The sequence below is a fragment of the Sphingomonas hankookensis genome (assembly GCF_028551275.1).
GTDB lineage: Bacteria > Pseudomonadota > Alphaproteobacteria > Sphingomonadales > Sphingomonadaceae > Sphingomonas > Sphingomonas hankookensis_A.
In genome coordinates, this window is the sequence record NZ_CP117025.1 from 3,188,524 (window position 1) to 3,213,157 (window position 24,634).

At 67.7% G+C, this 24,634-nt stretch carries 23 protein-coding genes and 2 pseudogenes; 12 read left to right on the plus strand and 13 right to left on the minus strand.

The genetic code is table 11. From position 1 onward, the window contains the following. Nucleotides 1-26: 26 nt before the first annotated feature. The 9 genes from PPZ50_RS15205 to PPZ50_RS15245 all read right to left on the minus strand — a co-directional run bounded on the left by PPZ50_RS15205 (nucleotide 27) and on the right by PPZ50_RS15245 (nucleotide 8,274). Nucleotides 27-2,057, minus strand: a complete 2,031-nt coding sequence (locus PPZ50_RS15205) for a TonB-dependent receptor (RefSeq protein ID WP_241215445.1) — start codon at nucleotides 2,055-2,057, stop codon at nucleotides 27-29. Nucleotides 2,058-2,079: 22 nt separating this feature from the next. Next, nucleotides 2,080-2,427, minus strand: a complete 348-nt coding sequence (locus tag PPZ50_RS15210; RefSeq protein WP_066693354.1) for a HesB/IscA family protein — start codon at nucleotides 2,425-2,427, stop codon at nucleotides 2,080-2,082. After that, on the minus strand, nucleotides 2,427-2,885 hold the full coding sequence (locus tag PPZ50_RS15215; RefSeq protein WP_066693357.1) for an SUF system Fe-S cluster assembly protein: 459 nt from the start codon (nucleotides 2,883-2,885) through the stop codon (nucleotides 2,427-2,429). The genes PPZ50_RS15210 and PPZ50_RS15215 overlap by 1 nt, the downstream gene beginning before the upstream one ends. Then, nucleotides 2,882-4,105, minus strand: a complete 1,224-nt coding sequence (locus PPZ50_RS15220) for a cysteine desulfurase (protein ID WP_272815440.1) — start codon at nucleotides 4,103-4,105, stop codon at nucleotides 2,882-2,884. Before PPZ50_RS15220 ends, PPZ50_RS15215 begins: the two co-directional genes overlap by 4 nt. Beyond that, entirely contained in the window at nucleotides 4,084-5,160 is a 1,077-nt protein-coding gene (locus tag PPZ50_RS15225; RefSeq protein WP_066693363.1) for a SufD family Fe-S cluster assembly protein, read from the minus strand. Before PPZ50_RS15225 ends, PPZ50_RS15220 begins: the two co-directional genes overlap by 22 nt. Nucleotides 5,161-5,302: 142 nt before the next feature. Further along, complete coding sequence (sufC, locus tag PPZ50_RS15230) at nucleotides 5,303-6,046, minus strand: Fe-S cluster assembly ATPase SufC (protein WP_126013427.1); 744 nt, start codon at nucleotides 6,044-6,046, stop codon at nucleotides 5,303-5,305. A gap of 43 nt (nucleotides 6,047-6,089) precedes the next feature. Then, on the minus strand, nucleotides 6,090-6,386 hold the full coding sequence (locus PPZ50_RS15235; RefSeq protein ID WP_066693367.1) for a hypothetical protein: 297 nt from the start codon (nucleotides 6,384-6,386) through the stop codon (nucleotides 6,090-6,092). Further along, entirely contained in the window at nucleotides 6,383-7,846 is a 1,464-nt protein-coding gene (gene sufB, locus PPZ50_RS15240; RefSeq protein WP_066693371.1) for a Fe-S cluster assembly protein SufB, read from the minus strand. Before sufB ends, PPZ50_RS15235 begins: the two co-directional genes overlap by 4 nt. After that, on the minus strand, nucleotides 7,846-8,274 hold the full coding sequence (locus PPZ50_RS15245; protein WP_066693373.1) for an SUF system Fe-S cluster assembly regulator: 429 nt from the start codon (nucleotides 8,272-8,274) through the stop codon (nucleotides 7,846-7,848). Before PPZ50_RS15245 ends, sufB begins: the two co-directional genes overlap by 1 nt. A gap of 384 nt (nucleotides 8,275-8,658) precedes the next feature. Here PPZ50_RS15245 and PPZ50_RS15250 point away from each other — a divergent pair, with 384 nt between their 5' ends. Then, nucleotides 8,659-9,645, plus strand: a complete 987-nt coding sequence (locus tag PPZ50_RS15250) for a quinone-dependent dihydroorotate dehydrogenase (protein ID WP_066693376.1) — start codon at nucleotides 8,659-8,661, stop codon at nucleotides 9,643-9,645. Beyond that, the gene (locus PPZ50_RS15255) at nucleotides 9,645-10,322 is read left to right on the plus strand and encodes an HPP family protein (protein WP_066693416.1); all 678 of its coding nucleotides are present in this window, start codon (nucleotides 9,645-9,647) and stop codon (nucleotides 10,320-10,322) included. The genes PPZ50_RS15250 and PPZ50_RS15255 overlap by 1 nt, the downstream gene beginning before the upstream one ends. A 213-nt stretch (nucleotides 10,323-10,535) precedes the next feature. Here PPZ50_RS15255 and ggt read toward each other — a convergent pair whose 3' ends face one another. After that, a complete protein-coding gene (ggt, locus tag PPZ50_RS15260) occupies nucleotides 10,536-12,275 on the minus strand; it encodes a gamma-glutamyltransferase (protein ID WP_066693378.1) in 1,740 nt (579 codons plus the stop codon). Between the two features lie 101 nt (nucleotides 12,276-12,376). On the opposite strand from ggt, the gene PPZ50_RS15265 reads away from it, so the two are divergent. The 3 genes and pseudogenes from PPZ50_RS15265 to PPZ50_RS15270 all read left to right on the plus strand — a co-directional run bounded on the left by PPZ50_RS15265 (nucleotide 12,377) and on the right by PPZ50_RS15270 (nucleotide 15,133). Continuing rightward, the gene (locus PPZ50_RS15265) at nucleotides 12,377-14,167 is read left to right on the plus strand and encodes an AMP-dependent synthetase/ligase (RefSeq protein ID WP_066693380.1); all 1,791 of its coding nucleotides are present in this window, start codon (nucleotides 12,377-12,379) and stop codon (nucleotides 14,165-14,167) included. 115 nt (nucleotides 14,168-14,282) lie between these two features. Further along, nucleotides 14,283-14,447: pseudogene (locus tag PPZ50_RS18955) on the plus strand (hypothetical protein); the annotation flags it as partial. Nucleotides 14,448-14,782: 335 nt separating this feature from the next. Continuing rightward, on the plus strand, nucleotides 14,783-15,133 hold the full coding sequence (locus PPZ50_RS15270; protein ID WP_232308042.1) for a glycoside hydrolase family 73 protein: 351 nt from the start codon (nucleotides 14,783-14,785) through the stop codon (nucleotides 15,131-15,133). A 32-nt stretch (nucleotides 15,134-15,165) separates the two neighbouring features. On the opposite strand, the gene PPZ50_RS15275 is transcribed toward PPZ50_RS15270, so the two are convergent. Continuing rightward, nucleotides 15,166-15,555 carry a hypothetical protein gene (locus tag PPZ50_RS15275; RefSeq protein ID WP_066693384.1) on the minus strand — a complete coding sequence of 130 codons (390 nt, stop codon included), beginning with the start codon at nucleotides 15,553-15,555 and terminating at the stop codon, nucleotides 15,166-15,168. 476 nt (nucleotides 15,556-16,031) lie between these two features. Here PPZ50_RS15275 and PPZ50_RS15280 point away from each other — a divergent pair. The 3 genes and pseudogenes from PPZ50_RS15280 to PPZ50_RS15290 all read left to right on the plus strand — a co-directional run. After that, nucleotides 16,032-16,163, plus strand: a pseudogene (locus tag PPZ50_RS15280) (MFS transporter); the annotation flags it as partial. A gap of 29 nt (nucleotides 16,164-16,192) precedes the next feature. Further along, nucleotides 16,193-16,675 (plus strand): hypothetical protein, encoded by a 483-nt coding sequence (locus PPZ50_RS15285; RefSeq protein WP_066693388.1) that lies wholly within the window; start codon nucleotides 16,193-16,195, stop codon nucleotides 16,673-16,675. A 259-nt stretch (nucleotides 16,676-16,934) separates the two neighbouring features. Beyond that, nucleotides 16,935-18,119 (plus strand): MFS transporter, encoded by a 1,185-nt coding sequence (locus tag PPZ50_RS15290; RefSeq protein ID WP_420794429.1) that lies wholly within the window; start codon nucleotides 16,935-16,937, stop codon nucleotides 18,117-18,119. Nucleotides 18,120-18,399: 280 nt separating this feature from the next. Here PPZ50_RS15290 and PPZ50_RS15295 read toward each other — a convergent pair whose 3' ends face one another. Continuing rightward, nucleotides 18,400-21,318: a M16 family metallopeptidase gene (locus PPZ50_RS15295; RefSeq protein WP_272815442.1), complete on the minus strand. Its 2,919-nt coding sequence runs from the start codon at nucleotides 21,316-21,318 to the stop codon at nucleotides 18,400-18,402. A gap of 105 nt (nucleotides 21,319-21,423) precedes the next feature. Next, on the minus strand, nucleotides 21,424-22,143 hold the full coding sequence (locus tag PPZ50_RS15300) for a Crp/Fnr family transcriptional regulator (protein WP_272815443.1): 720 nt from the start codon (nucleotides 22,141-22,143) through the stop codon (nucleotides 21,424-21,426). Nucleotides 22,144-22,279: 136 nt separating this feature from the next. Here PPZ50_RS15300 and PPZ50_RS15305 point away from each other — a divergent pair, with 136 nt between their 5' ends. The 4 genes from PPZ50_RS15305 to PPZ50_RS15320 are packed head-to-tail and all read left to right on the plus strand — an operon-like array spanning nucleotide 22,280 to nucleotide 24,549. Continuing rightward, nucleotides 22,280-22,855, plus strand: coding sequence for a NifU family protein (locus PPZ50_RS15305; RefSeq protein WP_066693430.1), 576 nt, complete (start codon nucleotides 22,280-22,282; stop codon nucleotides 22,853-22,855). Beyond that, entirely contained in the window at nucleotides 22,855-23,445 is a 591-nt protein-coding gene (locus PPZ50_RS15310) for a malonic semialdehyde reductase (RefSeq protein WP_420794417.1), read from the plus strand. The genes PPZ50_RS15305 and PPZ50_RS15310 overlap by 1 nt, the downstream gene beginning before the upstream one ends. A 7-nt stretch (nucleotides 23,446-23,452) precedes the next feature. After that, complete coding sequence (tsaB, locus tag PPZ50_RS15315; RefSeq protein ID WP_272815444.1) at nucleotides 23,453-24,070, plus strand: tRNA (adenosine(37)-N6)-threonylcarbamoyltransferase complex dimerization subunit type 1 TsaB; 618 nt, start codon at nucleotides 23,453-23,455, stop codon at nucleotides 24,068-24,070. Beyond that, nucleotides 24,067-24,549: a GNAT family N-acetyltransferase gene (locus tag PPZ50_RS15320; protein WP_272815445.1), complete on the plus strand. Its 483-nt coding sequence runs from the start codon at nucleotides 24,067-24,069 to the stop codon at nucleotides 24,547-24,549. Before tsaB ends, PPZ50_RS15320 begins: the two co-directional genes overlap by 4 nt. The last annotated feature ends 85 nt before the right edge of the window (nucleotides 24,550-24,634 follow it).

Genomic DNA, 24,634 nt, shown 5'->3' on the forward strand with positions numbered 1-24,634 from the left:
CAGCCGGGCGGCGGATCGATCCGCGATCAGCCGCCCAGCCGTACCCCCAGCCATAAGGTACGGGGCGCGGCCCGTTCGACGACACCGTCCCCACCGATCGCAGTCTCGATCCGCGTGTCGGTCACATTCTCCGCCCGTGCCTCGAACGCCAGCCAGCGAGTCGCCGGCAGCGTGGCGAAAAGATCGAGCGTCGTTGCAGCCGACAGGCGACGCAGATTCGCGTCATCCTCATATTGCCCGGCGACATGGCGCAGCGTTGCGGACGCCTGCCACCGGTCGCGGCGCCAGCCGAGCGTCGCCGATCCGCTATGCGCCGGCGTCTGGGCCGGGCGCAGGCCATCCAGCGCACCCATGTCGCAGACCCGTGCATCGGTATAGGCGTAGGACAGCCGCCCTTCGATCGGTCCGACCCGCCCCGATGCATCCAGTTCAATCCCTTTCACCCGCACATGATCGAGATTCGCGCGGCGCCGGAACACGCCGGCCGCCGACACGAAGCCGACGCCGGGGAAGGTGCCGGGGCCGTTCGCGACCGTCACATTGGCGATGGCATCGCGCAGATCGTTGGCGAAGGCGGTCGCGGCGAAGCGGACGCCGGCTGCCGGCCGCAATTCCACGCCGGCCTCCGCGCCCCATAGCGTTTCGGGGGCAAGCGCGGCATTGGCAGCGGTCGCATCCGCGCCGACCCGAAACGGGCGATAGAGTTCGTTGAGCGTCGGCAACCGCCAGCCGCGATAGCCGGCCAGTCGCAGCGTCAGCGGATCGGCCGGCGTCCAGGCGACGCCCGCGCGTCCGGTCGGCTCCCATCCCTGCCGATCGACGAAGCGCTGATCGGTCAGCGTCGCACCGGTCAGGGCGGCTTCCTGCAACCGGCCATCGCCGATCGCCCAGCGGTCGATCCGGCCACCGGCGCTGAACACGAGATCGCCGCTAGTGACGCTGGCATCGGCGAACAGGCCGGCCGTGGTGTTGCGCCCGCCGGCGACCCGCCGCCGGGTCGGGTTGCCTGCGACATAGGTGTAACGTTCCTGCGTCTCGCCGGTCACCACGCGCAGGTCGCCACCCAGGCGGAGCGACACCCCGCCCCATTCGGGCGCGATCTCCGCTCGGCCGCCGATGCCAGTCGCAGGGACATTATACTGGTCGAGTGTCAGCGCGGTCGACGCCCGCCCCGCCCCGACGCTGGCGAAACGGCTGGCGAAGGCGCGGGTCTGGAGATAACCGAGCAGCGACCAGCCGAGCGGCCCGCGCCCGACTAAGCGGAGGCTGGCATCCGCCCCTTCGCTGCGATTGTCGGTGAAGTCGAGACCCCGGTCGCGGCTGTCGGTGAAGGCCGACACATTGGCCTGCAATTCGGTCATGGGTGCGATCTGCACCACGGCGCGGGCGGCGGCGCTGGCCTGTTCGAACGGTGCGGCACGGTCGGCCGTACCGCGATCCTCGCGCACGATGGGCACGAAGCCGTCGCCACGCGCATAGGCGCCGGACAGGGTGGCGAACCCGCCGCTGCGCACCAATGCCGCCGATCCGCGCGCATCGATCGACGCACGGCTGCCCCCGGCGATCGATGCCGCAAACGGGCTCAGATCACCTGGCCCTGCGCTGTCGAGTTCGATCGTACCCGCCAGCGCTCCCGGACCGGCAACGCCGCTACCCCCGCCACGCGTGACGCGTACCCGGCCCAGCCGATCGGTCGCATAGGCGGGAAAGGCGACCCAGCCGCCGAACGGGTCGGCCTGCGGCACGCCGTCGAGCAGCAGCAGCGCGCGGCTGGAGGCATTGCCGCCGAGGCCGCGGAAGGTGATCCCCTGCGACGTCGGATTGGCGCTGCGGGAATCGGAACGGCGGAATTGCTGGAGCCCGGCGACGTCGCGCAGCACATCCTCTACCCGGCCGCTCGCGGACGACAGGATGCGATCGCGCTCCAGCGTGACGATGTCATAGACCCGGTCGCCCGGCGCATCGGCAAGGCCGCGCCCGGTAACGACGATCTCCGGCGCGTCCTGCGCCGCCGCCACGCCCGGCCACGCGGCCAACACCAACCAGAAACGCTTCACGCCTGTCCCCCAACAGGGACGATCAGACCGTGAAGCTCTCCCCGCACCCGCACGCGCCCTTGGCATTCGGATTGGCGAAGACGAAGCCCGCGGTAAAATCGTCCTCGACCCAGTCCATCGTCGAACCGATGAGGTAGAGGATCGATCCGCCATCGACGAAGAAGGTGCCGCCCGGCGTCTCGATCCGTTCGTCCATCGCATTGGCGGTGGTGACGTAATCGACCGAATAGGCGAGCCCCGAACAGCCTCGGCGCGGGGTCGACAGCTTGACGCCGATTGCTTCCGGGGGCGCCTTCGCCATCAGGTCGGCGACCCGGCGTTCGGCATTGGGCGTCAGGATGATCGCGGCGGGGCGGACGCGCGTGGCCATTACAGCATTCCCAGTTCGAGCTTGGCATCGTCCGACATCTTCTGCGGGTCCCATGGCGGGTCCCAGACGAGATTGACGTCGGCGGTCGACACGCCCGGCACCGCCGACACGCGCAGTTCGACCTCGGCCGGCATTGATTCCGCGACCGGACAATGCGGCGTGGTCAGCGTCATCGTCACCGCGACATGGCCGTTGTCCGCCACGTCGACGCCGTAGATCAGCCCTAGGTCGTAGATATTGACCGGAATTTCGGGATCGAAGATTTCCTTGAGCGCGGCGATGACGGCTTCATACACGTCGCCGCCCGGTTCGCCGGTCGATACCGGCTCGGGCTTCTTCGCCAGGAAATCGCCCAGATAGTCGCGGCGGCGTGGTTGGTCCGCGTCGGTCACGCGCGCGCGCGGCGGCGACGTCACGGCGTCGACCTCCTCGACCTGAAAGCTGCGTTCGTCGTTCATCCGAAAATCCTGCTTACCCGTTCCAGTCCGCGCACCAGCGCATCGACATCGGACCGTCCGTTATACACGCCGAAGCTCGCCCGCGCGGTGGCGGGGACGCCCAGCACGTCCATCAGCGGCTGTGCGCAATGATGGCCGGCACGGATCGCGACCCGTTCCTCGTCCAAGATGGTGCCGACATCGTGCGGATGCACCCCCTCCACCACGAAACTGACGATTCCGGCGGCATCGTCCGGCCCGAGCAACCGGACCGAGTTGATCCGGCCGAGTGCGTCGCGGGCAGCGGTGACCAGTGCGGTTTCATGCGCATGGATCGCGTCCAGCCCGATACTGTCGACATAGTCGATCGCGGCGTGGAGCCCGAGCGCACCGATGATATGCGGCGTCCCCGCCTCGAACCGAGCGGGCGGTGGCGCATAGGTGGTGCGCTCGAACGTCACACGATCGATCATCGCGCCGCCGCCCTGCACCGGATGCATCGCTTCGAGCAGTTCGGGGCGGCCCCACAGCACGCCGATACCGGTCGGGCCGTAGAGCTTGTGCCCGGAAAAGACGTAGAAATCGCAGTCGAGCGCGGCGACGTCGACCGCCACGCGCGGCACCGCCTGGCAGCCATCGAGCAGCAGCTTCGCGCCGACCGAATGCGCGATATCCGCAGCCCGCCGCGCGTCGAGGACCGAGCCTAGCACGTTCGACACATGCGCCAGCGATACCAGCTTGTGCTCCGGCTGGATCATCGCCGCCATCGCGTCGAGATCGATCCGCCCGTCCTGCGTCAGCGGCACGACGTCGATCGCCACGCCGATGCGTTCGGCGATCAGCTGCCATGGCACGATGTTCGAATGATGTTCGAGCATCGACAGCAGGATGCGGTCGCCGGCCTTCAAATGCCGTTCGGCCCAGCCTTGAGCGATCAGGTTGATCCCCTCGGTCGCGCCGCGCACGAACACGCATTCCTCCGGCCCGCCGGCGCCGATGAACGATGCCACGCGACGCCGCGCGGCTTCATAGGCGAGCGTCATGTCGGCCGAGCGCTGATACACGCCGCGATGCACGGTGGCGTAGGTCGTATCATAGGCCCGCGTGATCGCGTCGATCACCGCCTGCGGTTTCTGCGAGGTCGCGGCGGTGTCGAGATACGACCAGCCGGCGGGAATCGCCGGAAAGTCGCTCACGCGGTCGAGGGGGGAGGTGCCGCTCAAAGCGCCGCTTCCAGCCATGCATCGGCATCGGCGGCAAAGGCTTCGCGCACCGTCTCGTCGCCGATCCGGTCAAGCGCGTCCGCCACGAAGGCGGTGGTCAGCAATGCCTTGGCCCGCGCTTCGCTCACGCCGCGGCTGCGCAGGTAGAACAGCGCCTTGGCATCGAGTTCGCCGACTGTCGCGCCGTGCGCGCACTTCACGTCGTCGGCAAAGATTTCGAGTTCGGGCTTCAGGTTCACCGTCGCCGTGCGTTGCAGCAGCAGGCCACGCAGCGACTGTTCGCCATCGGTCTTCTGCGCGCCGCGGGCAACCTCGACGCGGGCGGCGAGGCTCGCCTGGCTGCGATCGGCGGCGACCGCGCGCCAGGTCTGGCGGCTGGAGCCGTTCAGGGCAGCGTGGCGGACGGCGACGGCACATTCCTGCCGCTGGTCGTCGCGCGTCAGCAGCGCGCCGCCATAATCGACGAACGCACCGTCCCCATCCAGCGTCAACAGCGCGTCGATGCGGCTGCCCATGCCGCCGGCGCCGAGGAACTGCGATACGAGGCTTGCCGCCTCGCCCACCACCGCTTCGTCGCGGATCGATACGAAGCCGTCCGTTTGTAGCAAGCGGACGCTGCGCATCAGCCGCGCGCCGCGTTCGAGGTCGATCTGCGTCAGGCGATTGGTCCAGCCGTTGCCGACATAGGTCTCGACGACCGACGCGACCGCATCCTCGTCGAGCGTCAGGCGCGCGGGCAGATGGTTCTCCGCCCCGGTCGCGACATGGACGATCTGCACCGTATCAACGATCTCCGCCGCCGACAGGTCGATCGACCAGCCCGCCGCACCGGATGCCTGCACGCCCAGCGGGTGCGCGGTGTCGAGCGTCAACGGGGACAGCGCGACATGACCCGGCGTGCTCCGGTCGGCCGCATAGACGCCGTCGACGAACAGGATGCGCGGGCCGGCGAGGTCGAGCCAATAGCCCTCCGCACTCGCCACCGCGCCCCGCGCCGAAGTAGCAGCTGCGGTCAGCGCGGCAAGATCGGTCCAGCGGAACGCCTCGTCACGGTTTGTGGGAAGAGTGGCCATCAGATCCTCCCCGGCACGGGGAAGGCGACCATGCGCAGCATGGTGGAGGGGGACCTCCACGAACGCAGCATCTGGGGCAATCCCCCTCCACCAGCCTGCGGCTGGTCCCCCTCCCCGCGAGCGGGGAGGATCTGCAAGGTCATCATGCCGCCACCGCTCCATAACCTTCGCGTTCCAGCTCGTGCGCCAGTTCCGGCCCGCCCGAGCGCACGATGCGGCCATCGGCGAGTACATGCACGAAATCCGGCTGCACATAGTCGAGCAGCCGCTGGTAGTGGGTGATGAGGATAACCGCCTTGTCCGGCGAGCGCATGATGCGGTTGATGCCGTCGCCGACGATGCGCAGCGCGTCGATGTCGAGGCCGCTGTCGGTTTCGTCGAGAATGGCGAGCTTGGGGTCGAGGATGCCCATCTGCACCATCTCGTTGCGCTTCTTCTCGCCGCCCGAAAAGCCGACATTCACCGGCCGCTTCAGCATGTCCATGTCCATGCCGAGGCCGTCCGCCTGGGCACGGGCGAGCTTCAGGAATTCGGCGCCCGACAGCGGCTTTTCGTCGCGGGCGCGGCGCTGGCTGTTCAGGCTTTCGCGCAGAAACTGGACGTTCGACACGCCGGGAATCTCGACCGGATACTGGAAGCCGAGGAACAGGCCGGCGGCGGCGCGGGCATCGGCCTCCATCTCCAGCAGGTCCTCACCCGCGAAGGTCACGCTGCCCTCGGTCACTTCATAGCCGGGACGCCCGCCCAGCACATAGCCGAGCGTCGACTTGCCCGCGCCGTTCGGCCCCATGATAGCATGGACCTCGCCCGCATTGACGCTGAGCGAGAGGCCCTTGAGGATTTCCTTGCCGTCGATTTCGGCGTGGAGATTGTCGATCTTCAGCATGTTCCGTCCTGTTCGTGCGGGGTCAGGCCCGCAGATCCAAATCTTACGGCGTCTCGCCCGCGACCGGTTCGGTGCCGAACTCGGCCTCGGCGGCGTCCGGGTTAGTCAGCACCGCCTTCATCGACGCATCGATCTTGTCGAGCATCGGGCCATGCGCCTTAGCGACCTTCGCCCGCACCGGTGCGCACGCCTTGGCCGCGTCGTCGAAAATCGCGACGCGGGCCGCGGCCTCGGTCGGCGGCTTCTCCATGCGCGCGTCCGCATTGATCCGCTCCGACAGGCAGTCGGCATAGGGCGCGGTCGGCGCGACCGCCTGCAGCGCGAGCAGCAGCGCGATCACCCCACCGACCCTTCAAGCGAAATGCCGAGCAGCTTCTGCGCCTCGACCGCGAACTCCATCGGCAGCTGCTGCAGGACTTCGCGGGCGAAGCCGTTGACGATCAGCGCGACCGCCGCTTCCGAATCCAGCCCACGCTGCATCGCGTAGAACATCTGATCCTCGGAAATCTTCGACGTCGTCGCCTCATGCTCGATCTGGGCCGAGGGGTTCTTGACCTCGATGTACGGCACGGTGTGCGCGCCGCACTGGTCGCCGAGCAGCAGGCTGTCGCACTGGGTAAAGTTGCGCACGCCCTCCGCCGAAGGACCGACGCGCACCAACCCGCGATAGGTATTGTCGCTGCGCCCGGCGCTGATCCCCTTCGACACGATGGTCGAGCGCGACCCCTTGCCCAGATGAATCATCTTGGTGCCGGTATCGGCCTGCTGGCGATTGTTCGTCACCGCGACCGAATAGAATTCGCCGACCGAGTTCTCACCCGCCAGCACACAGGACGGATATTTCCAGGTGATCGCGGAGCCAGTCTCGACCTGCGTCCACGACACCTTGCTGTTCCTGCCCTGACACAAGGCGCGCTTGGTCACGAAATTATAGATGCCGCCCTTCCCGTTCTCGTCGCCGGGATACCAGTTCTGAACGGTCGAATATTTGATCTCGGCATCGTCGAGCGCGACCAGCTCGACCACCGCCGCGTGCAGCTGGTTCTCGTCGCGCATCGGCGCGGTGCAGCCTTCGAGATAGCTGACGTAAGAGCCCTTGTCGGCGACGATCAGCGTCCGTTCGAACTGACCGGTATTCTCGGCGTTGATCCGGAAATAGGTCGACAGCTCCATCGGGCAGCGCACGCCCTCCGGAATGTAGACGAAGGTGCCGTCCGAGAAGACCGCGCTGTTCAGAGTCGCGAAGAAATTGTCCCGTTGCGGAACGACCTTGCCCAGCCACTTGCGGACCAGCTCGGGATATTCGCGGATCGCCTCGCTGATCGAGCGGAAGATGACGCCGGCGGCTTCGAGTTCCTTGCGGAAGGTCGTCGCCACCGACACGCTGTCGAACACGGCATCGACCGCAACCTTGCGCGACCCTTCGACCCCGGCGAGCACCTTCTGCTCCTCGATCGGGATGCCGAGCTTTTCATAGACGCGCAGGATTTCGGGATCGACCTCGTCCAACGACGACAGCGAGGGCTTCTTCTTCGGCTCCGCGTAATAGTACGCGTCCTGATAGTCGATCGGATCGAGGTTCAGCTTGGCCCAGTCGGGCGCCTCCATCGTCTGCCACAGGCGAAACGCCTTCAGCCGCCAGTCGAGCATCCATTCGGGCTCGCCCTTCTTGGCGCTGATATAGCGGACGGTGTCCTCGCTCAGCCCCTTGGGCGCGAAGTCCTGTTCGATGTCCGAGGAGAAACCCCACTCGTACTTCTTGTTCGCGGCGGCGAGCGCCTCGGCATTCTTGGTGGCCATCACACTACCTCTTGGGGCATCGCCCCGGTGTTCGCGAGTTGGGCGAGCGTCACGCCCGCCAGAGCGCCCCGGACCACGGCGTTGACCGTGCCGGCATGGGGGCGGATCATGCAGTTCGTCTCCACCGCGCAATCATGCCGCGCGGCGTCGACGCAGGTGGTGAGCGCGATCGGCCCCTCGATCGCCTCGATGATTTGCGCCAGGTCGATCGCCTGCGGGGCGCGGGCAAGGCGGAAACCGCCGCCGGTGCCGCGCCCGGTTTCGATCAGCCCGGCGGCGGACAGGCGGCTGACCAGCTTCTGCACCGTCGGCAGCGGCAGGCCGGTTTCCTCCGCCAGCACGGTCGCCGTCACGCGCGCATCGCCGCCCCGCCGCGCGGTGGCGGCGAGCAGGACGACGGCATAGTCGGCAAGGCTGGAAAGGCGCATGGATTCCTTAATCGGATCATTCCGGTCGGATTGGCATGTGGTCGCGCGGGGGCGTGAGGTCAACCGGGTTTCTGTCGATCGTTGTGATCGATTGTTTGGGGGCTCGAGGATTTGGTTTCGCGCGAAGGTGCGAAGAGAAGAAGGAAGAATGGTTCGCGCAGAGGCGCGGAGGCGCGGAGGAGTTGCGCCCGCGGATCGGTCAGCTGCGCCAGCGGCCTTCATCCTGTTGGTTGCCGCAAGTATGAAGGTCTCGCTGACGCGAGACGGGGTGGCGAGCGAACCTCCTCCGCGCCTCTGCGCGAACCACTCTCTTCTTCGCGCCTTCGCGCCTTCGCGTGAAACCGAATCTTCCTTCCGTCGCCGCTGAACGATAGAGCGCCGCATATGGCCTGGTATCACCCGCTTCTCTTCGCCCTCGACGCCGAACGCGCGCATTCGTTGACGATCGCCACGCTGGAGGCGTGGGGGAAAGCCGGCGCACCGCTCGCCCCCCGCACCGACGACAAACACGCGGTGACGGTGGCGGGCATTCGCTTCCCCAATCCGGTCGGGCTGGCGGCAGGGGTCGACAAGGATGCGCGGGCGGTCGCCGGGTTCCTGGGGTTAGGCTTCGGATTCGTCGAGGTCGGCACGCTGACCCCCCAGCCGCAGCCGGGCAATCCCAAGCCGCGCATCTTCCGCCTGCCCGAGGACCGGGGCGTGGTGAACCGGCTCGGCTTCAACAATGGCGGGATCGACGCGGCGCTGGCACGGGTCGCGGCGCTCACCCCCCGCCCCGGCATCATCGGCATCAATGTCGGCGCGAACAAGGATTCGACCGACCGCATCGCCGATTACGGGACGGCGGTCGCCAAGGCTGCGCCGCTCGCCGATTATGTCACGATAAACATTTCCAGCCCGAACACGCCGGGCCTGCGCGACCTGCAATCGCAGCCCGAGTTGGGGCAGTTGATCGCCGCGAGCGACGCCGCGCGCCATGTCGGTGGCAAGCGCGTACCACTGTTCCTGAAGGTCGCGCCCGACCTGTCGCGCGAGGGACTGGAGGTCGCGATCCGCGCGGCGGTCGATGGCGGGATCGATGCGCTGATCGTGTCTAACACCACCATCTCGCGCCCCGATACGCTGCGGTCGGCGAATGCGAAAGAGACCGGGGGGCTGTCGGGCGCGCCGCTCGCCCCCTTGGCACTCGCCAAGCTGGTCGAGGCGCGCGAGATTGCGGACGGTGCGATCCCCCTGATTTCGGCCGGCGGTGTCGGATCGGCGGACGAAGCGCGGCGGCGGCTCGACGCCGGGGCCAGCCTCGTCCAGCTCTATAGCGCTTTGGTCTATGAAGGCCCCGGCCTCGCCCGGCGGATCGTCGACGGATTGTGATCCGGCTGTTCCGTTCGCTGCTCGCCAATGCCGGGTTCGGCCGGCGGGTCGTCGCCTGCATCGGTGCGGGCATCGGCATCGCGCTGACCATGGTCGTCTGCGCGCAGGTGCCGTGGATCGAGGGCGACCTGCCGATCATCGTCGCGCCGCTGGGGGCATCGGCGGTGCTGGTGTTCGCGGTGCCGGCCAGTCCGCTCGCCCAGCCTTGGCCGGTGGTCGGCGGCAACATCCTGTCGACGCTGGTCGGTGTCGCGGTGTTCCAGGCGATCCCGAATGTGACGATCGCCGCCGGGGTCGCGGTGGGCCTCGCCATTCTCCTCATGTCGCTGTGCCGCTGCCTGCATCCGCCGGGCGGGGCGGCGGCGCTGACGGCGGTGATCGGCAGTGCGGGCATCCATGATGCGGGCTATGCCTTCGCCTTCGCGCCGGTCGGGATCAATTCGATCGCGCTGGTGTCGATCGGCATCTTCTATCACCGCATGACCGCACTCAGCTATCCGCACCAGCCGGCGACCCCCGCCGCGATTCAGGCGGCAGTGGAGCCGGGCGGGGTCCGGCTGGAGGATATCGACGCCGCGCTGGCGGAGACGCCGGACGCGTTCGATATCGCGCGGGAGGATTTGACGCTGCTGCTCGAACGGGCCGAACATTTCGCGACGGTTCGGCGGAAGAAGTAAGGGGTTCGCGCAGAGGCGCGGAGACGCGGAGGGGTTGCGTTCGCGGATCGGTCAGCCGCGCCAGCGGCCTTCATGCTGCTGGCTTCCGGAAGAGCGAAGGTCTGGCTGACGCGAGACGGAGCCGCAAATGCACCTCCTCCGCGTCTCCGCGCCTCTGCGCGAACCCCTCGTCCTTCTTCTTCGTACCTTCGCGCCTTCGCGCGAACCAACCTTCTACTCCACGATCACTTTACCCTCACGCCGCGGATCGACACCCCCATCGACCTTCCCGTCGCGGATGATGACCCCGTGCAGCCCCGAATCCTCGCCCTGCCCCGGCTGCAACCGGACACCCCGTGCCGCCAGCCCGCTCAGGATTTCCGGCGAGAACTTCGTCACCTCCCCCTGAAAACTGCTGCCCCGCGCGACGAGGTTGGGGAGCGCCAGCGCCTGCTGCATGGTCAGCTTCCATTCGACCGCACCGACCAGCGACTTGCCGACATAGGCGAGGATCGCATTGCCGCCCGCCGATCCCAGCGCCCCGGCGAACTTGCCCTGCCGGTCGATCATCACCAGCGGCGTCATCGACGACCGCGGCCGCTTGCCCGGTGCCACCGCATTGGCCGCAGGCCGGCCCTGCGCATCGCGCGGTGAAAAGGCGAAGTCGGTCATCTGGTTGTTCAGGAAGAAGCCGTCGACCATCCGCCCGGTGCCGAAGAAGCTCTCGACCGTGGTCGTCATCGACACGACATTGCCCTGCGCATCACCGACGATGAAATGCGACGTGCCCGCCGGCTCGCGCGTCGTGTCCGCCGCCGCCGTCACCACCCCGGCCGGCACGCCCGCCGCCGGGGCGGGTCCGGCGAACGGGCCAATCAGCTTCGCCCGCTCGGCGATATAGGCCGGGGCGAGCAGCCCTGCGACCGGCACGTTCACGAACTTGGGATCGCCGACATACAGGTCGCGATCGGCATACATCAGCCGGCTCGCCTCGGCGAAGAGATACCAGCTCTGCGGGTCGTTCGGCCCGCGCTTGTCGATATCGGTGCGGCCGAGGATCGCGAGCAGCTCGAGCAGCCCCACCCCGCTCGACGGCGGCGGCGGCGTGCAGACGATGTACGCGCGCCAGTTGCCGCACAGCGGATCGCGCTTCACCGCGCGATAGGCGGCGAGGTCGGCAAGCGTCATCGTGCCGGGCAGGCTGCCGCTGGTGGTCTTCGCCACGATCCGCTCGGCGGTCTTGCCGGTGTACAGCGCGTCCGGCCCCTGCTTGGCCAGCCGCTTCAGGAAATCGGCATAGTCGCCATTCCTGATCCGGTCGCCGGTGGTGGCGAGCGCCCCGCCCTTGCCCTTGAAGTAACGGCGGACATCCTCCGCCTGCAACTGCGGCGACTTGCCGCCCAGGAACCGACCGAGCCGGGGCGAGATCACGAACCCCTTGCGCGCGACCTCTTCCGCATCGTCGAACAACTGGTTCCAGGCGAGCGTGCCATGGTCGGCATGCGCCTGCCCCAGCATCCTGACCGCGCCCGGCACCCCGGTCGCCCGCCCGCTCAGCACCGCCTGCGCAAAGGGCAGCGGCTGGCCATCGGCGCCCATCAGCATGGTCGGCGTGGCGCCGGCGGGCGCAACCTCGCGCCCGTCATAGATTTCGACCTTGCCGGTCTTCGCGTTGAAATAGGTCAGGAACGCGCCGCCACCGAGGCCGGAGCTTTGCGGTTCGACCAGCGACAGCATCGCCTGAACCGCGATCGCCGCGTCGACCGCGCTGCCGCCCTTGCGCAGCACCGCCATCCCCGCCTCGCTGGCGATCGGGTTGGCCGAGATCACGAACTTCTGCGCCTGTCCCGCCGGCGCGGTCGGCGGCGCCTGTGTCGCAGACGTCGCCACCTCCTTCTTCCCGAAGGGCAGGACGTTGCAGCCCCCCAGCGTGACGGTGGCGAGCGCGGCGACGGTGGTGGCGAACATCTTCATGACCGCCTGTCTAACCAACGCGGTCGCCCCCGTCACCCGCTGTCGAACGTTGCCGTACCGGTTCCGCCTGCCTACACCCGGCGACAGGAGAAGGATAAGCAATGGCCCGGCAACTGGAACGATTCCCCAATCTGGTCGCGATGTTCTTTACGCGGGCGGCCGAACGCGGCGACGCGCCGTTCCTGTGGAGCAAACAGGCGGGCGCATGGCAGTCGATCAGCTGGGCCGATGCCGCGCGACAGGTCGCCAGCCTCGCCACGGCGCTCAAGGCGATCGGGCTGAAGCGCGGGGACCGGGTGATGCTGGTCAGCGAGAACCGGCCCGAATGGTGCATCTCCGACCTGGCGATCATGGCGGCCGGCTGCGTGACCGTGCCGACCTACGTCACCAATACCGTGCGCGACCATGGCCATATCATCGAGAATTCGGGCGCCTGCGCGATCATCGTGTCGACCGAAAAGCTGGCGCGCACCGTCCTCCCCGCCGCGCTGCGCACCACCCAGTCGTCCGAAAAGATCATCATGATCGAACGGATGAAGACCGCGCAGCAGGGCAGCCTCGAATTCCACGACTGGCACGACCTGATCGCCCGGCACCCCGCCGACCCGGCGAGCGTCGCGGCGCAGGCCGATTTCACCCGCGACGACCTCGCCTGCATCATCTACACCTCGGGCACCGGCGGGTCCCCGCGTGGGGTCATGCAGCATCACGGCGCGATCCTGCACAACGTCAATGGCTGCTGCACCGTCATCTCGGAGGATTTCGGCTGGGACGACGAGGTGTTCCTGTCGTTCCTCCCCCTCAGCCACGCCTATGAACATACCGGCGGCCAGCACTTCCCGATCGCGCTGGGCGGGCAGATTTACTATAGCGAAGGCCTCGACAAGCTCGCCAGCAATATCGAGGAAGTCCGCCCGACGATCATGGTCGTCGTCCCCCGCCTGTTCGAGGTATTGCGCACCCGCATTACCAAGGCGGTGCAGAAACAGGGCCGCGTATCGTCGTGGCTGCTCGACCGCGCCGTCACGATCGGGGGCAAGGAGAACGGCCCCACCCTGCTCGACCGGCCGACCAAGCTGCTGGTCGACACGCTGCTCAAACCCAAGGTCGGCAAGCGCTTCGGCGGGCGGTTGAAGGCGATGGTGTCGGGCGGCGCCCCGCTCAACCCGGAAGTCGGCGGGTTCTTCCAGTCGCTCGGCCTGTGCTTCCTGCAAGGCTATGGCCAGACCGAGGCGGCGCCGGTCATCTCGTGCAACCGCCCGGCGGCGGGGATCAAGATGGACACGGTGGGTCCGCCGCTCGCCGAGACCGAGGTCCGCATCGCCGAGGACGGCGAAATCCTGGTGCGCGGCGAACTGGTCATGCACGGCTATTGGCGCAACGAGGCGGAAACGGCGCGCGTGCTCAAGGACGGCTGGCTGCACACCGGCGATATCGGCGAGATCGACGCCAAGGGCCGCATCCGCATCACCGACCGCAAGAAGGATATCATCGTCAACGACAAGGGCGACAATGTCGCGCCGCAAAAGGTCGAGGGGATGCTGACCCTGCAGAACGAGATCGCGCAGGCGATGATCGCGGGCGACCGGCGCCCCTATATGGTCGCGGTGATCGTGCCCGACGCCGAATGGACCCAGCAATTCTGTGCGAAGGGCGGAGCACGCTGCGACTTCGCGAAGCTGCGCGAGGACAGCGACTATCGCGCGGCGCTCGGCGCGGCGGTGGAGCGGGTCAACAAGGACCTGTCGGTCACCGAACGCATCCGCCGCTTCATCATCGCCGACGAACCCTTCACCATCGAGAACCAGCAGCTGACGCCCAGCCTGAAGATCCGGCGGCATGTGTTGAAAGAGGTGTATGGCGAGCGGCTGGACGCGCTGTACCGAAATTGATCGCGGCCGACGAGCCTGTGGCGTCGCAATACGGACGGCCGACGTGACGCATCCCAGCGGCTCGATCTGCGTTAATCGGCTGCGTCATCGAACGACGACATAGAGAAGGTGGAAGATGCGCCATGCAGCCGAAGTGCGCCTTGCCGGATCCGTGGGCCGGGGCGGGCTTAATCGCTGGCCCGATGTGGCCGCCGTACAGCAATTGCTCAACGAACATCTACCCTCCGGCGTCCGGCCGCTGGTGATCGATGGCGATGCCGGTCCACTTACCGTAGATCTCATTGCCCGCTGGCAACGCCGCCACGGCATCGTGCGCCAGCCCGATGGTCGCGTCGATCCGGGTGGGCCAACACTGCGTGCGCTCAACGGCGCCAGGCGCGTGCACAGCATTCCCCGGGCTGAAGTACGCAAGGCACCGCCACCTGTTGCACCCCCTGTTTCGCGTCGTCCTCCACGCACGCCTGGGCCGGCGGTCCCAGTTACCCGCGCAACGCCACCGACTCCCGATACCATGGCCGCGCGCGGGCGCACGCCACCCGATGCGGTAATCCGTGCCGCCAGGCCTCTCAGACACGTTGGGGCATCCCCGCTTCCGTCACGCTGGCCCAATGGGCCTTGGAAAGCGCATGGGGCAGCCGAATGCCTCCCGGCAGCAACAATCCCTTCGGCATCAAGGCCAGGCGTGGTGAACCATCGGTCAGCACCGGCACCGAAGAAGTCATCAACGGCCAGCGCGTCCGCATCCGCGCTGGATTTCGCGCCTTTGCCTCGATCGCGGACGCATTCGATCACCATGGCAGGTTGCTCGCGACCGGTCGCCCCTATCGTAACGCGCGAGCGACCCTGCCCGACCCGAACGCCTTCGCGGATGCGCTGACCGGCGTCTATGCAACCGATCCAGGCTATGGTCGGAAGCTGAAGTCTCTGATGAACAGCAACAACTTCTATCGATTTAACGTGCGGTAAGGCCGTCCCTGGAACGGTTCTCCCCGTCTGGCCTATGCGGCGCTGAAGCACTTCGACAGGCGCGCGACGACCGGCGCCCATTGGCGTTGCGCCGCTGCGGGGTAGCGCAACTCCATCGTGCTGAACGTACCGTGGGCAAGCATCGATTTTAGATAGAATATCTGACCATTCTGACGTCCCGACAGCACATACCAGTTCGGACGCGTCACGGCATAGCTCACCTGCCCGTTTTGGGTCAGCCGTTTGCGATCCTCGGCCGCGCTCGAGGCAACCGTGTCGTTCAGCGCGTTATTGCTGCCCCAAACGCGCAAGACGGCACCACCCGCGCCGTTGAAGCGGCGCCCATCGCCGTTCGGGGCCTCTGCAGCCGGCCGAAGCAGTCCGGCTGGATAGCAGACGCGATAGCCGTAGCGCGCATTCACATAAGTCGGCCACTGCCCAGCCGCGTGGACACCGGTTGCGACTGCCGGCAAACCACCGGCTACGCCAGACACCAACATAGCCGAAGCCAGCACAACCGCCCGAACCGTTCCCGATACAGATCGCATCCATCCACCTCCGATTCCACGCTTGTCATACGTGTAGGGCCTGTACCAGGCGTGAAGCGCAGTTCCGGTTACCATTCCAACGCCGGCATCCTGAGCAGTTGCGAGGTAACGCAGGTCGGCGTTGCCCGATCCCAGACAACGGTCGCAAAGGTGGCAGGAAAGTTTGGAACCCCAATGACGGGGAAAAAAACGTTGCCGTCACAGGCAGACGCCAGGACGTCGCGCATAGCTATTCACCGTTGAACCGGCGATACCCTATCCCATATCGCCCGCTTCCGAACCTGCACCAAAACAAGGAGCGTGCCGGTGCCCCCGATCCGCAGCCCTGCCCTGTCCATCCCGCGCTCGCGCTGGGTGGCTTTGCGATCGGGACGACCGAGTTCGCAACGATGAACCTCGTGCCGTTCTTCGCGCCGGGCCTCGGCATTTGCGAGCTGACGGCGGGATATGTCATCAGCGCCTATGCGCTAGGCGTCGTGGTCGACGACAACCGCCGCATCCGAAACCGGACGTGAAGCGGCTGGCCCGGACGCTCGCGATCGGGGCGCTGGTCATGGCAGGGTCGCCCGGCTGTTCGAAGAGCACGGCAGATATGGTCGAAGGCGCACGGAACGACGTCGCCACGTTGCGAAAGCTCGTCACGCTGCAACCCGTGCCGGTCGAGGCGCGGTGGTCGCTCGACCCCGTCGGCAGGGACGACGGCTTCGGCCCGACCGACCGGGCGTTGTGGGTCGTAGTCCGCTATTCCGAGGGCGATGCCGCCAAGATCGCCCGCGCGCTCGAATCGGCCCCGGCAACGCAGCCGGTCACGGTCGCCGCGCCGCCCGCGTGGCTGCTGGCCGATATCGATCTCGCCCGGCACCGGCGGGGTAAGGACTATGTCTTCGACCGCTCCGTGTCGGACGGACGGCCGTTCGCATCGGACCTGTACTCTACCGGCTTTGCGATGCTGCTGCCGGACCGCCGCGTCCTGATCCACTTCGCGTCGCGGTAGCGCGCAGCGGCGACCAGGCCGAAGCTTGCTGCCGATCCGCCCGAACCAGCGCGTCGCCCCAGCAAAAGCTAGTTCCTCAAGCGGCTCCTGCCCCAAGCATAACCGGGAGATCCCAGCCTTCGCGGGGATGACGGTTGGGGCGAACACGACAGTGCCGGCATTCGGCAGCGCCCTTTGCCACCGCATAGCTATTCAGTGTTGAACTGCCCCGGCCCCATCCCATATGGCCCGCTTCTAATGCTGCATCGCAGCAAGGAGCCTGCCTGTGACCCCAACCCGTAGCCCTGCCCTCGTCCATCTCGCGCTCGCGCTGGGTGGTTTTGCGATCGGGACGACCGAGTTCGCGACGATGAGCCTCGTGCCGTTCTTCGCGCCCGGCCTCGGCATCGACGAGCCGACGGCGGGGCATGTCATCAGCGCCTACGCGCTGGGCGTGGTCGTCGGTGCCCCGCTGCTGGCGGTGATGACCGCGCGGATGGCGCGGCGGACGGTGCTGATCGCGCTGATGGCGTGCTTCGGCATCGCCAATGCGGCGAGCGCGCTGGCCCCGACCTATGAGGCGATGCTGATCGCGCGCTTCTTCAGCGGACTACCGCATGGCGCCTATTTCGGAATCGCCGCGTTGGTCGCCGCGTCACTGGTGCCGGCGGAGAAGCGGACGCAGGCGATCGGGCGGGTGATGCTGGGGCTGACCGTCGCGACGATCGTCGGCGTGCCGCTGGCCAACGCTTTGGGACAGGCACTCGGCTGGCGCTGGGGCTTCGGCGTGGTCGCGGTGCTAGCGGCGGCGACGATGGCGATGGTCGCCTGGGCCGCGCCGCATGACCGGCCGGACGTACAAGCCAGCCCGCTGGCCGAGCTGGGCGTGCTGAAATCAGGGCAGTTGTGGCTGACGCTCGGCATCGGCGCGATCGGCTTTGGCGGGATGTTCGCGGTGTACACCTATCTTGCCTCGACGCTGATCGAGGTGACCGGTGCCGCGCCGGCGATGGTGCCGGTGGTGCTGGCAGTATTCGGCGCGGGCATGACCTTCGGCAATCTAGTCGTGCCGCGCTTCGCCGACCGCGCGCTGATGCCGACCGCCGGCGGCCTGCTGCTATGGAGCGCGGCGACGCTGGCACTCTATCCGCTGGCGGCGGGGCAGCTATGGTCGATGCTGGCGATCGTGTTCCTGATCGGGATCGGCGGGGCGCTGGGCACGGTGTTGCAGACGCGGTTGATGGACATCGCCCAGCAGGGGCAGAGTCTGGCGGCGTCGCTCAACCATTCGGCGTTCAATACCGCCAATGCGATCGGGCCATGGGCCGGGGGGCTGGCGATTGCGGCAGGCTATGGGTGGACGTCGACGGGGATCGTCGGTGCCGGGCTGGCGCTGGGCGGGTTCGCGATCTGGGGGCTCGCGGTGCTGGCAGGCGCACCGGTTCGTCAGGTTGTGGAGGCGTAGAAGCAGGTAGGGGTTCGCGCGGAGGCGCGGAGACGCGGAGGGGTTGCGCCTTGTGCCAGCGTTCCCCGCGTCAGCGGCCTCACTATCAGCCTATCCGGTCACGCAAGGTCTCCCGTTCGCGAGCGCTTCGCCCGGAACGCAACCCCTCCGCGTCTCCGCGCCTCCGCGCGAACCCCTACCTTCTTTCTAAAAGTCAGGGGCGCCCGCCACCGGTTCGTGTGCGGACGCCCCCCTCCACCATCCTGCAGATGGTCCCCCCTCCCCGTTCCGGGGAGGAGCCTTACTTCTTCTCCGGCAGCACCTGCATCGACCAGTCCCTGGCCGGCACCAGATACTTCGCCGCCAGCGCCTGCAACTCGGCCGGGGTCGTGGCCCGGATGTCGTTGATGATGCCCGGGATCGCCGCCAGCCGCGCGGGATCGCGGGTGCCGCCCTGGGTCTGGTTCATCCAGAACATGTTGCCGCTCGACATGCGTGCGACCATCTGGATCACCGGCAGCTTGGCGCGGTCGAGTTCGTCCTCGGGCACCGGCGTCTTGACCAGGTCGGCCGCCAGTTCGCGCGCCAGGTCGAAGAAGAAGCCGGTCTTGTCCGGCGGCACCATGCCGATCGCCATGATCCGCCCGCCGCCGGGCAGGCCGACCGGCCAGCCATTGTCGACGTTCGGCGAATAGCTGACCCCGGCCTGGCTGCGCAGCCGGTCGAGCAGCCGGTCGCGGAAGACGGCAGCCAGCACCTCCAGCTTGCGGCTTTCGGCCAGCCCCGCGCTGCCGGCACCGGTCGGCCACGCGATCGCCGCCGCAGCCTGATTGGGCTGGCCGCTATGCGTGCGGGTGACCGGCGTCGCGACATGCGCGGGGAAGCGGACCGGCGGCGGCGGGGTGGTCGCGGCGGGACGCGGCGCCATCGCGCCGATCGTCGCGGCAACCGCGTCGATCGCCGGCTGCTGCTGCACATCGCCGAACACCTGCACCTCGATCGGACCAGAGGCGAGCAGCGGCGCCCACAGCGCCTTGAACGCCGCCGGGGTCAGCGCCTCGATCTCCTTGCGGTCGGGCGTGCCCCAGCGCGGGTCGTTATCGTGGAGCAGCGCGTCGAGGTCGCGCGCCATCACGCCGTCGGGCGAGGCGCCCAGCGCATCATAGCTCGCCAGCATCACCGCCCGCGCGCGGGCGACGGGCGCGGGATCCCATGCCGGCGATTGCAGCTTCGCCGCGATCAGCTTGAGCTGGTCGGCGAGGTCGGCGGCGGTGGTGATCCCCGACAGGCTGAACGCGTCGTCGTCGATCCCGAAGGACAGCCCGATCTGCCGCCCGCCGGTCAGCCGGTCGAGCTCCTCCTGCCCCAGTACGCCCTTCGGCGTCTGGATGCCCGATGCCACCAGCGCGAGGTCGGCCGCAAAGGCCGGCGTACGACGGTCGGCCGGCAGCGCGTTCAGCCCCCGGCCGAACCGGACGCGGACATAGAGTTTGCCGGTTTCGGACTCGTTCGGGAACAGCAGCAGCGACGAGCCATTGGCGAAGTCGACACGTTCGATCGGCGGATCGCTCAGCGCCATGCTGCGCGCGGTGATCGCACCCGGCTTGCCGAGCGAAGGCAGCCGGTCGAAGCCGATCGCCCCCTGCCCGCTGCGCCGGCTCGCGCTGCCGGCGATCTTCTGCGTCAGCGCGGCGGTCAGCTTGGTCTGCGCGGTCGGATCGGGAGTGCGGGTGTTGACAATCGCGCGGGTGGCGGTGCCGGCAAAGACCTTCTTCGTCGCCGCCTGCACGCGTGCCGGGGTGAAGAACTTCTTGGTCACCGCCCCTTCGAAGATGCGCAGCGACGTTTCCGGCCCGGCGACGGTTTCGCGAATGTCGGTCGCGGCGATCAGATTGTCGGCGAGCAGCGCGCCCGCCGTCACCGGCGCGGTGCGCACCTCATTCTCCATGCCCGCGCGGATTTCCGCGACCTCGCGGTCGATCTCCGCCTGGGTAGGCGCAGTGCGCATCGCATCGGCGATCGACTGCCGCACGTCGCGCAACGCCGCCGCCCAGTCGTCGCCCAGCGGCAGGATCGACAGCTGGGTGATGTTCGCGGAACGCGACACGTCGTCGAGGTTCGCTCCGGCCGAGATATAGCTGCCCCCGGCACGCGCGCGACTTTCCAGCCGGCGGTTGAGGATGCGGAGCGCAATCTGGTCGATCATCCGTTCCTGGTTGAACAGGATCGTGTCGTCACCGACCGTCCACGGCCGCAGCACCGCCATCTGGACGAGCGTCGGCATGGTCGGTTCGCTGACCGCCGCGGCGACCGGCTCGCCCGCCTTGGGCGATCCGAACTTCGGCTCGGCCGGCGACGGGCCGTTGCCCTGCCAATCTGCGAAATGCTTCTTCACCATCGCTTCGAGGATGGCGGGATCGGCGTCGCCCGCGATGACGATGATCGCGCGGTCGGGGCGATACCAGCGGTCGTGGAACGCCTTCACGCTGGCGGCAGTCGCCGCCTGCAACGTGTCGACATTGCCGATCGGCGAACGGTCGGACAGCGGCTGCCCGGCGAAGAACAGCGCACGCACCGCATCGCCGAAACGGACCTGGGGCCCGGGCTGTTCGCGCTGTTCGGACAGCACCACCGGGCGTTCGGCATCGAGCGCCGCCTGGGTCAGTGTCGGTTCGGCCATCATCCCCGACAGGATCTTCATGCTCTCGTCCAGCCCGGCGGGCGTGGCGGAGGGCAGGTCGAGCTTGTAGACCGTCTGGGTAAAGCTGGTCGACGCATTGCTGTCGGAGCCGAAAGTGACGCCCAGACGCTGCCACACCCGCTTCGATTCGCCATCGGGCACATGGACCGACCCGCGAAAGGTCAGATGTTCGATCAGGTGCGCGAAGCCGCGCTCGCTGTCGGTTTCCATCAGCGATCCGGTGCCGATCGCGACGCGGATCGCGACCTGCCCCGGCGGCACGCCATTCTTGCGCACCGCATATTTCAGGCCGTTGGACAGCACGCCATAGGTCCATGACCGGTCGGGCGGAATGTCGCTGCCCTTGAACAGCCACGGCGTGTCCGGCCCCTGCGCCACCGGTTCCAGTGGCGGGAGCTGGCGTGCCGGTGCCGGCGAACTGGGCGCGGGCGATGCGGGCGGGGTCTGCGCAGCGAGCGGCGCGGCGATCAGGGCCAGGGTCGTGAACGCACCCGTGGCCAGACGAAACGAAGATGCCATGGGCGGCAGGTGTAGCGTCGTTGCAACGCCCCGACCAGTATCGACAGCGCGCTGCAAATATAAAGGTGAAACGCGCCTCTGGTTCAGCCCCGGCTCAGCTTGGCGTCAACGCTCCTCGCGACGGAGATACAGGTACGAATCGTCGAACTCGGCCAGCGCGGTCAGCCCGGCAAGATCATGGATCGTCACCCGCCGCCCGCGAAAATCCATCAGCCCGCGTTCGCGCAGGTCGCGCAGCGTGCGGTTGACATGGACCGGGGTGAGGCCGGTGCAGTCGGACAGGTCGGACTGGGTCAGCGGCAGGGCGAAGCCGTCATCGTCCGCCTGCCCGATCAGGCCCAGCCGCACGCGCAACTCGCACATCAGGTGGGCGATCCGCTGGATCGCGCTGCGCCGGCCGAGCGACAATTCCCATTCGCGGTGGATCGCGGCATCGAGCGCGGTCAGGAACCAGTAGACCCGCGCCAGATGCGGCTGGGTCTCGGTAATCTCGGTCAGCTTGGCATGCGGCACCAGCACGACGCGGCACGGGGTCAGCGCCATGACATTATGCTCGAGCTGTTTCAGCGAAAAGCTGTGCAGGTCGAGAAAGTCGCCCGCGACATGCAATTCGGTGATCTGCCGCTCGCCGCCCGGCAGATCCTTGTAGCGGCACATCAACCCGTCGAGCAGCAGCGTGCTCGCGCTCAGCCGCTCGCCGGCGCGGATGCAGGTGACGTGCGCCCGCAATTCGCGCACCTCGCCCAGCGAGGCACGGATGACCTGCTCCTCCTCCTCGGAAATCGTGTCGCGTGCGCGCAGTTTCGCCAGATGCGTCTCGATCACGGGCACGTTCCCCTTCTGCCTTTCCCGGCTCGTACAGGAGCGTAACAATCGTGGCAACGCGCGGGTCGCCACCGCACAACCCAGCGTTTCCGCAACCGCCCTTGATCCCCCGTGCCCATGCCGCCACATGGACGCCATGTTGATCGAAACCGAATCCACGCCCAATCCGGCGACGCTGAAATTCCTGCCCGGGCAGGTCGTGATGGACGCCGGCACGCGCGACTTCGCGTCGCCGGAGGAAGCGGAAGCATCGCCCCTCGCCACGCAGCTGTTCGCGCTGGGCGATGTCGTCGGCGTGTTCTTCGGCCGCGACTTCGTGTCGGTGACCAAGGCGCCGGGCAGCGAATGGGCCGATCTGAAGCCGGATGTGCTGGCGCTGCTGCTCGACCATTTCGGCGGGCGCATGCCGTTGTTCCACGCGACCGGCACCGCCGGCTTCTCGGTTCCGGCCGAGGACGCGGCCTTCACGGACAACCCGGAAGACGCCGACATCGTCGAACAGATCAAGGAACTGATCGAAACCCGCGTCCGTCCGGCGGTGGCGAATGACGGCGGCGACATCGTCTATCGCGGGTTCGACCAGGGCAAGGTCTATCTCCAGCTGCAGGGCGCCTGTTCGGGCTGCCCGTCGTCCAGCGCGACGCTGAAGAACGGGATCGAGCAATTGCTCAAATATTATGTCCCCGAAGTCACGGAGGTTCGTGCAGTCTGATGGCCAAGCTCGACGACCAGGCGCTCGACACGCTGTTCCGCAGCGCGCGCACGTTCAACAACTATACCGATCGGCCGGTCGACGACGCGACGCTGCACGCGATCTGGGACCTGCTGAAATGGGGGCCGACCAGCGCCAACCAGCTGCCGGCGCGGATCGTGTGGTGCACCTCGCCAGAGGCGAAGGACAAGCTGGCCGCCTGCGCCAGCGGGACCAACCCCGACAAGATTCGCGCCGCGCCGGTGACCGCGATCATCGGCATGGACACCGAATTTCACGAACATCTGCCCGAACTATTCCCGCATACCGATGCGAAGTCGTGGTTCGACGGTAATGCCGAGCTGCGCCAGGCATCGGCTTTTCGCAATTCGTCGTTGCAGGGCGCCTATCTGATCCTCGCGGCACGCGCCCTGGGGCTCGATACCGGGCCGATGTCGGGCTTCGATGCCGGCGCGGTGGACAAGGCGTTCTTTGCCGATACGCCGTCGGTCCACGCCAATTTCATCACGACGCTCGGCTATGGCGATACCGCCAGCCTGCATCCGCGGTCGCCCCGGCCCGATTTCGCCAAGTTCAACCGGATCGCCTGACCCCCTCGTGCGGACGCTGGTCATCGAAACCGCCACCGCCGCCTGCTCGGTCGCGTTGATCGAGGATGGCGCCGTGATCGCACACGACCATGTCGTCGTCGGGCGCGGCCATGCCGAACGGCTGGTGCCGATGATCGCCGCCCTGCCCGATCAAGGACGCGCCGATGCGATCCTGGTCGATTGCGGTCCGGGCAGCTTTACCGGCGTGCGCGTCGGGCTGGCGGCGGCGCGCGGGCTGGGCATCGGCTGGGGCGTGCCGGTTACGGGCTATTCGTCGCTGGCGCTGATCGCCGCCGCCGCGCTCGCCGAACAACCGGGCGACGCGATCGTCGCGGTGCTCGACGGCGGCCATGGCGAGGTGTTTCAGCAGGCGTTCGACGGCGATCTGGTCGCCGATGGCCCGGCGGTGTCGCGCAAGCCCGCCGATGCGGTCGCGGCGCTTGCCCGCCGTCGGGTGGTCGGACAGGGCCTTGCCCGGTTGCGCAGCGTCGACGACAGCCTGCCCGACAGCGACCGCCTGCCCGATGCCGCCGATGCGGTGCTGCTTCCGGCGGTGCAGGCCAGCCTGCCCCCCGCCCCGCTCTATGGTCGTGCGCCCGATGCGGTGCCGAGCGTGCGGGCATGAGCGATACGCGCGTCGCGATCGCGCTGGCCGATGGCACCGCCGCCGATGTCGGCGCGGTCGACCGGGTGATGCAGGCGGCGTTCGATCCGCGCTTTGGGGAGGCATGGACCCCTGCCCAATGCCTCGGCATGTTGTCGTTGCCCGGCGTCTGGCTGACGCTGGCGCATCTGGACGGCCGACTGGTCGGCTTCGCGCTGACGCGGGCGGTGGCCGATGATGCCGAATTGCTGCTGATCGCGGTGCTTCCCGACGAACGCGGGCGCGGGGTCGGACGCGCCCTGCTGCGGCGGGCGATCGACGATGCCGCTGTGCGGGGTGCCGTGCGGCTGTGCCTCGAAATGCGCGCGGGCAACGATGCCACCCGGCTCTATGCCAGCGAAGGCTTCGCCAAATGCGGGGAGCGGCGCAATTATTATGCCGGTCGCGGTGGCGAACGCTTCGACGCACACACCTATGTCCGGCCGATTCCGGGCAAATAACAAAAGATGTTACTTATATTGTTGCGATGACCGCGCGGTAGGCCGATAGCGGTAACGGCCAATTGTAGCGGCTGCGTAACGAGGG

Bases quoted from the DNA above. Each gene is read 5' to 3' on its own strand.
- PPZ50_RS15210 (WP_066693354.1), bottom strand. From the start codon at position 2,427: ATGGCCACGCGCGTCCGCCCCGCCGCGATCATCCTGACGCCCAATGCC.
- PPZ50_RS15215 (WP_066693357.1), bottom strand. From the start codon at position 2,885: ATGAACGACGAACGCAGCTTTCAGGTCGAGGAGGTCGACGCCGTGACG.
- PPZ50_RS15220 (WP_272815440.1), bottom strand. From the start codon at position 4,105: ATGGCTGGAAGCGGCGCTTTGAGCGGCACCTCCCCCCTCGACCGCGTG.
- PPZ50_RS15225 (WP_066693363.1), bottom strand. From the start codon at position 5,160: ATGGCCACTCTTCCCACAAACCGTGACGAGGCGTTCCGCTGGACCGAT.
- sufC (WP_126013427.1), bottom strand. From the start codon at position 6,046: ATGCTGAAGATCGACAATCTCCACGCCGAAATCGACGGCAAGGAAATC.
- sufB (WP_066693371.1), bottom strand. From the start codon at position 7,846: ATGGCCACCAAGAATGCCGAGGCGCTCGCCGCCGCGAACAAGAAGTAC.
- PPZ50_RS15245 (WP_066693373.1), bottom strand. From the start codon at position 8,274: ATGCGCCTTTCCAGCCTTGCCGACTATGCCGTCGTCCTGCTCGCCGCC.
- PPZ50_RS15250 (WP_066693376.1), top strand. From the start codon at position 8,659: ATGGCCTGGTATCACCCGCTTCTCTTCGCCCTCGACGCCGAACGCGCG.
- ggt (WP_066693378.1), bottom strand. From the start codon at position 12,275: ATGAAGATGTTCGCCACCACCGTCGCCGCGCTCGCCACCGTCACGCTG.
- PPZ50_RS15265 (WP_066693380.1), top strand. From the start codon at position 12,377: ATGGCCCGGCAACTGGAACGATTCCCCAATCTGGTCGCGATGTTCTTT.
- PPZ50_RS15295 (WP_272815442.1), bottom strand. From the start codon at position 21,318: ATGGCATCTTCGTTTCGTCTGGCCACGGGTGCGTTCACGACCCTGGCC.
- PPZ50_RS15305 (WP_066693430.1), top strand. From the start codon at position 22,280: ATGTTGATCGAAACCGAATCCACGCCCAATCCGGCGACGCTGAAATTC.
- PPZ50_RS15310 (WP_420794417.1), top strand. From the start codon at position 22,855: ATGGCCAAGCTCGACGACCAGGCGCTCGACACGCTGTTCCGCAGCGCG.
- PPZ50_RS15320 (WP_272815445.1), top strand. From the start codon at position 24,067: ATGAGCGATACGCGCGTCGCGATCGCGCTGGCCGATGGCACCGCCGCC.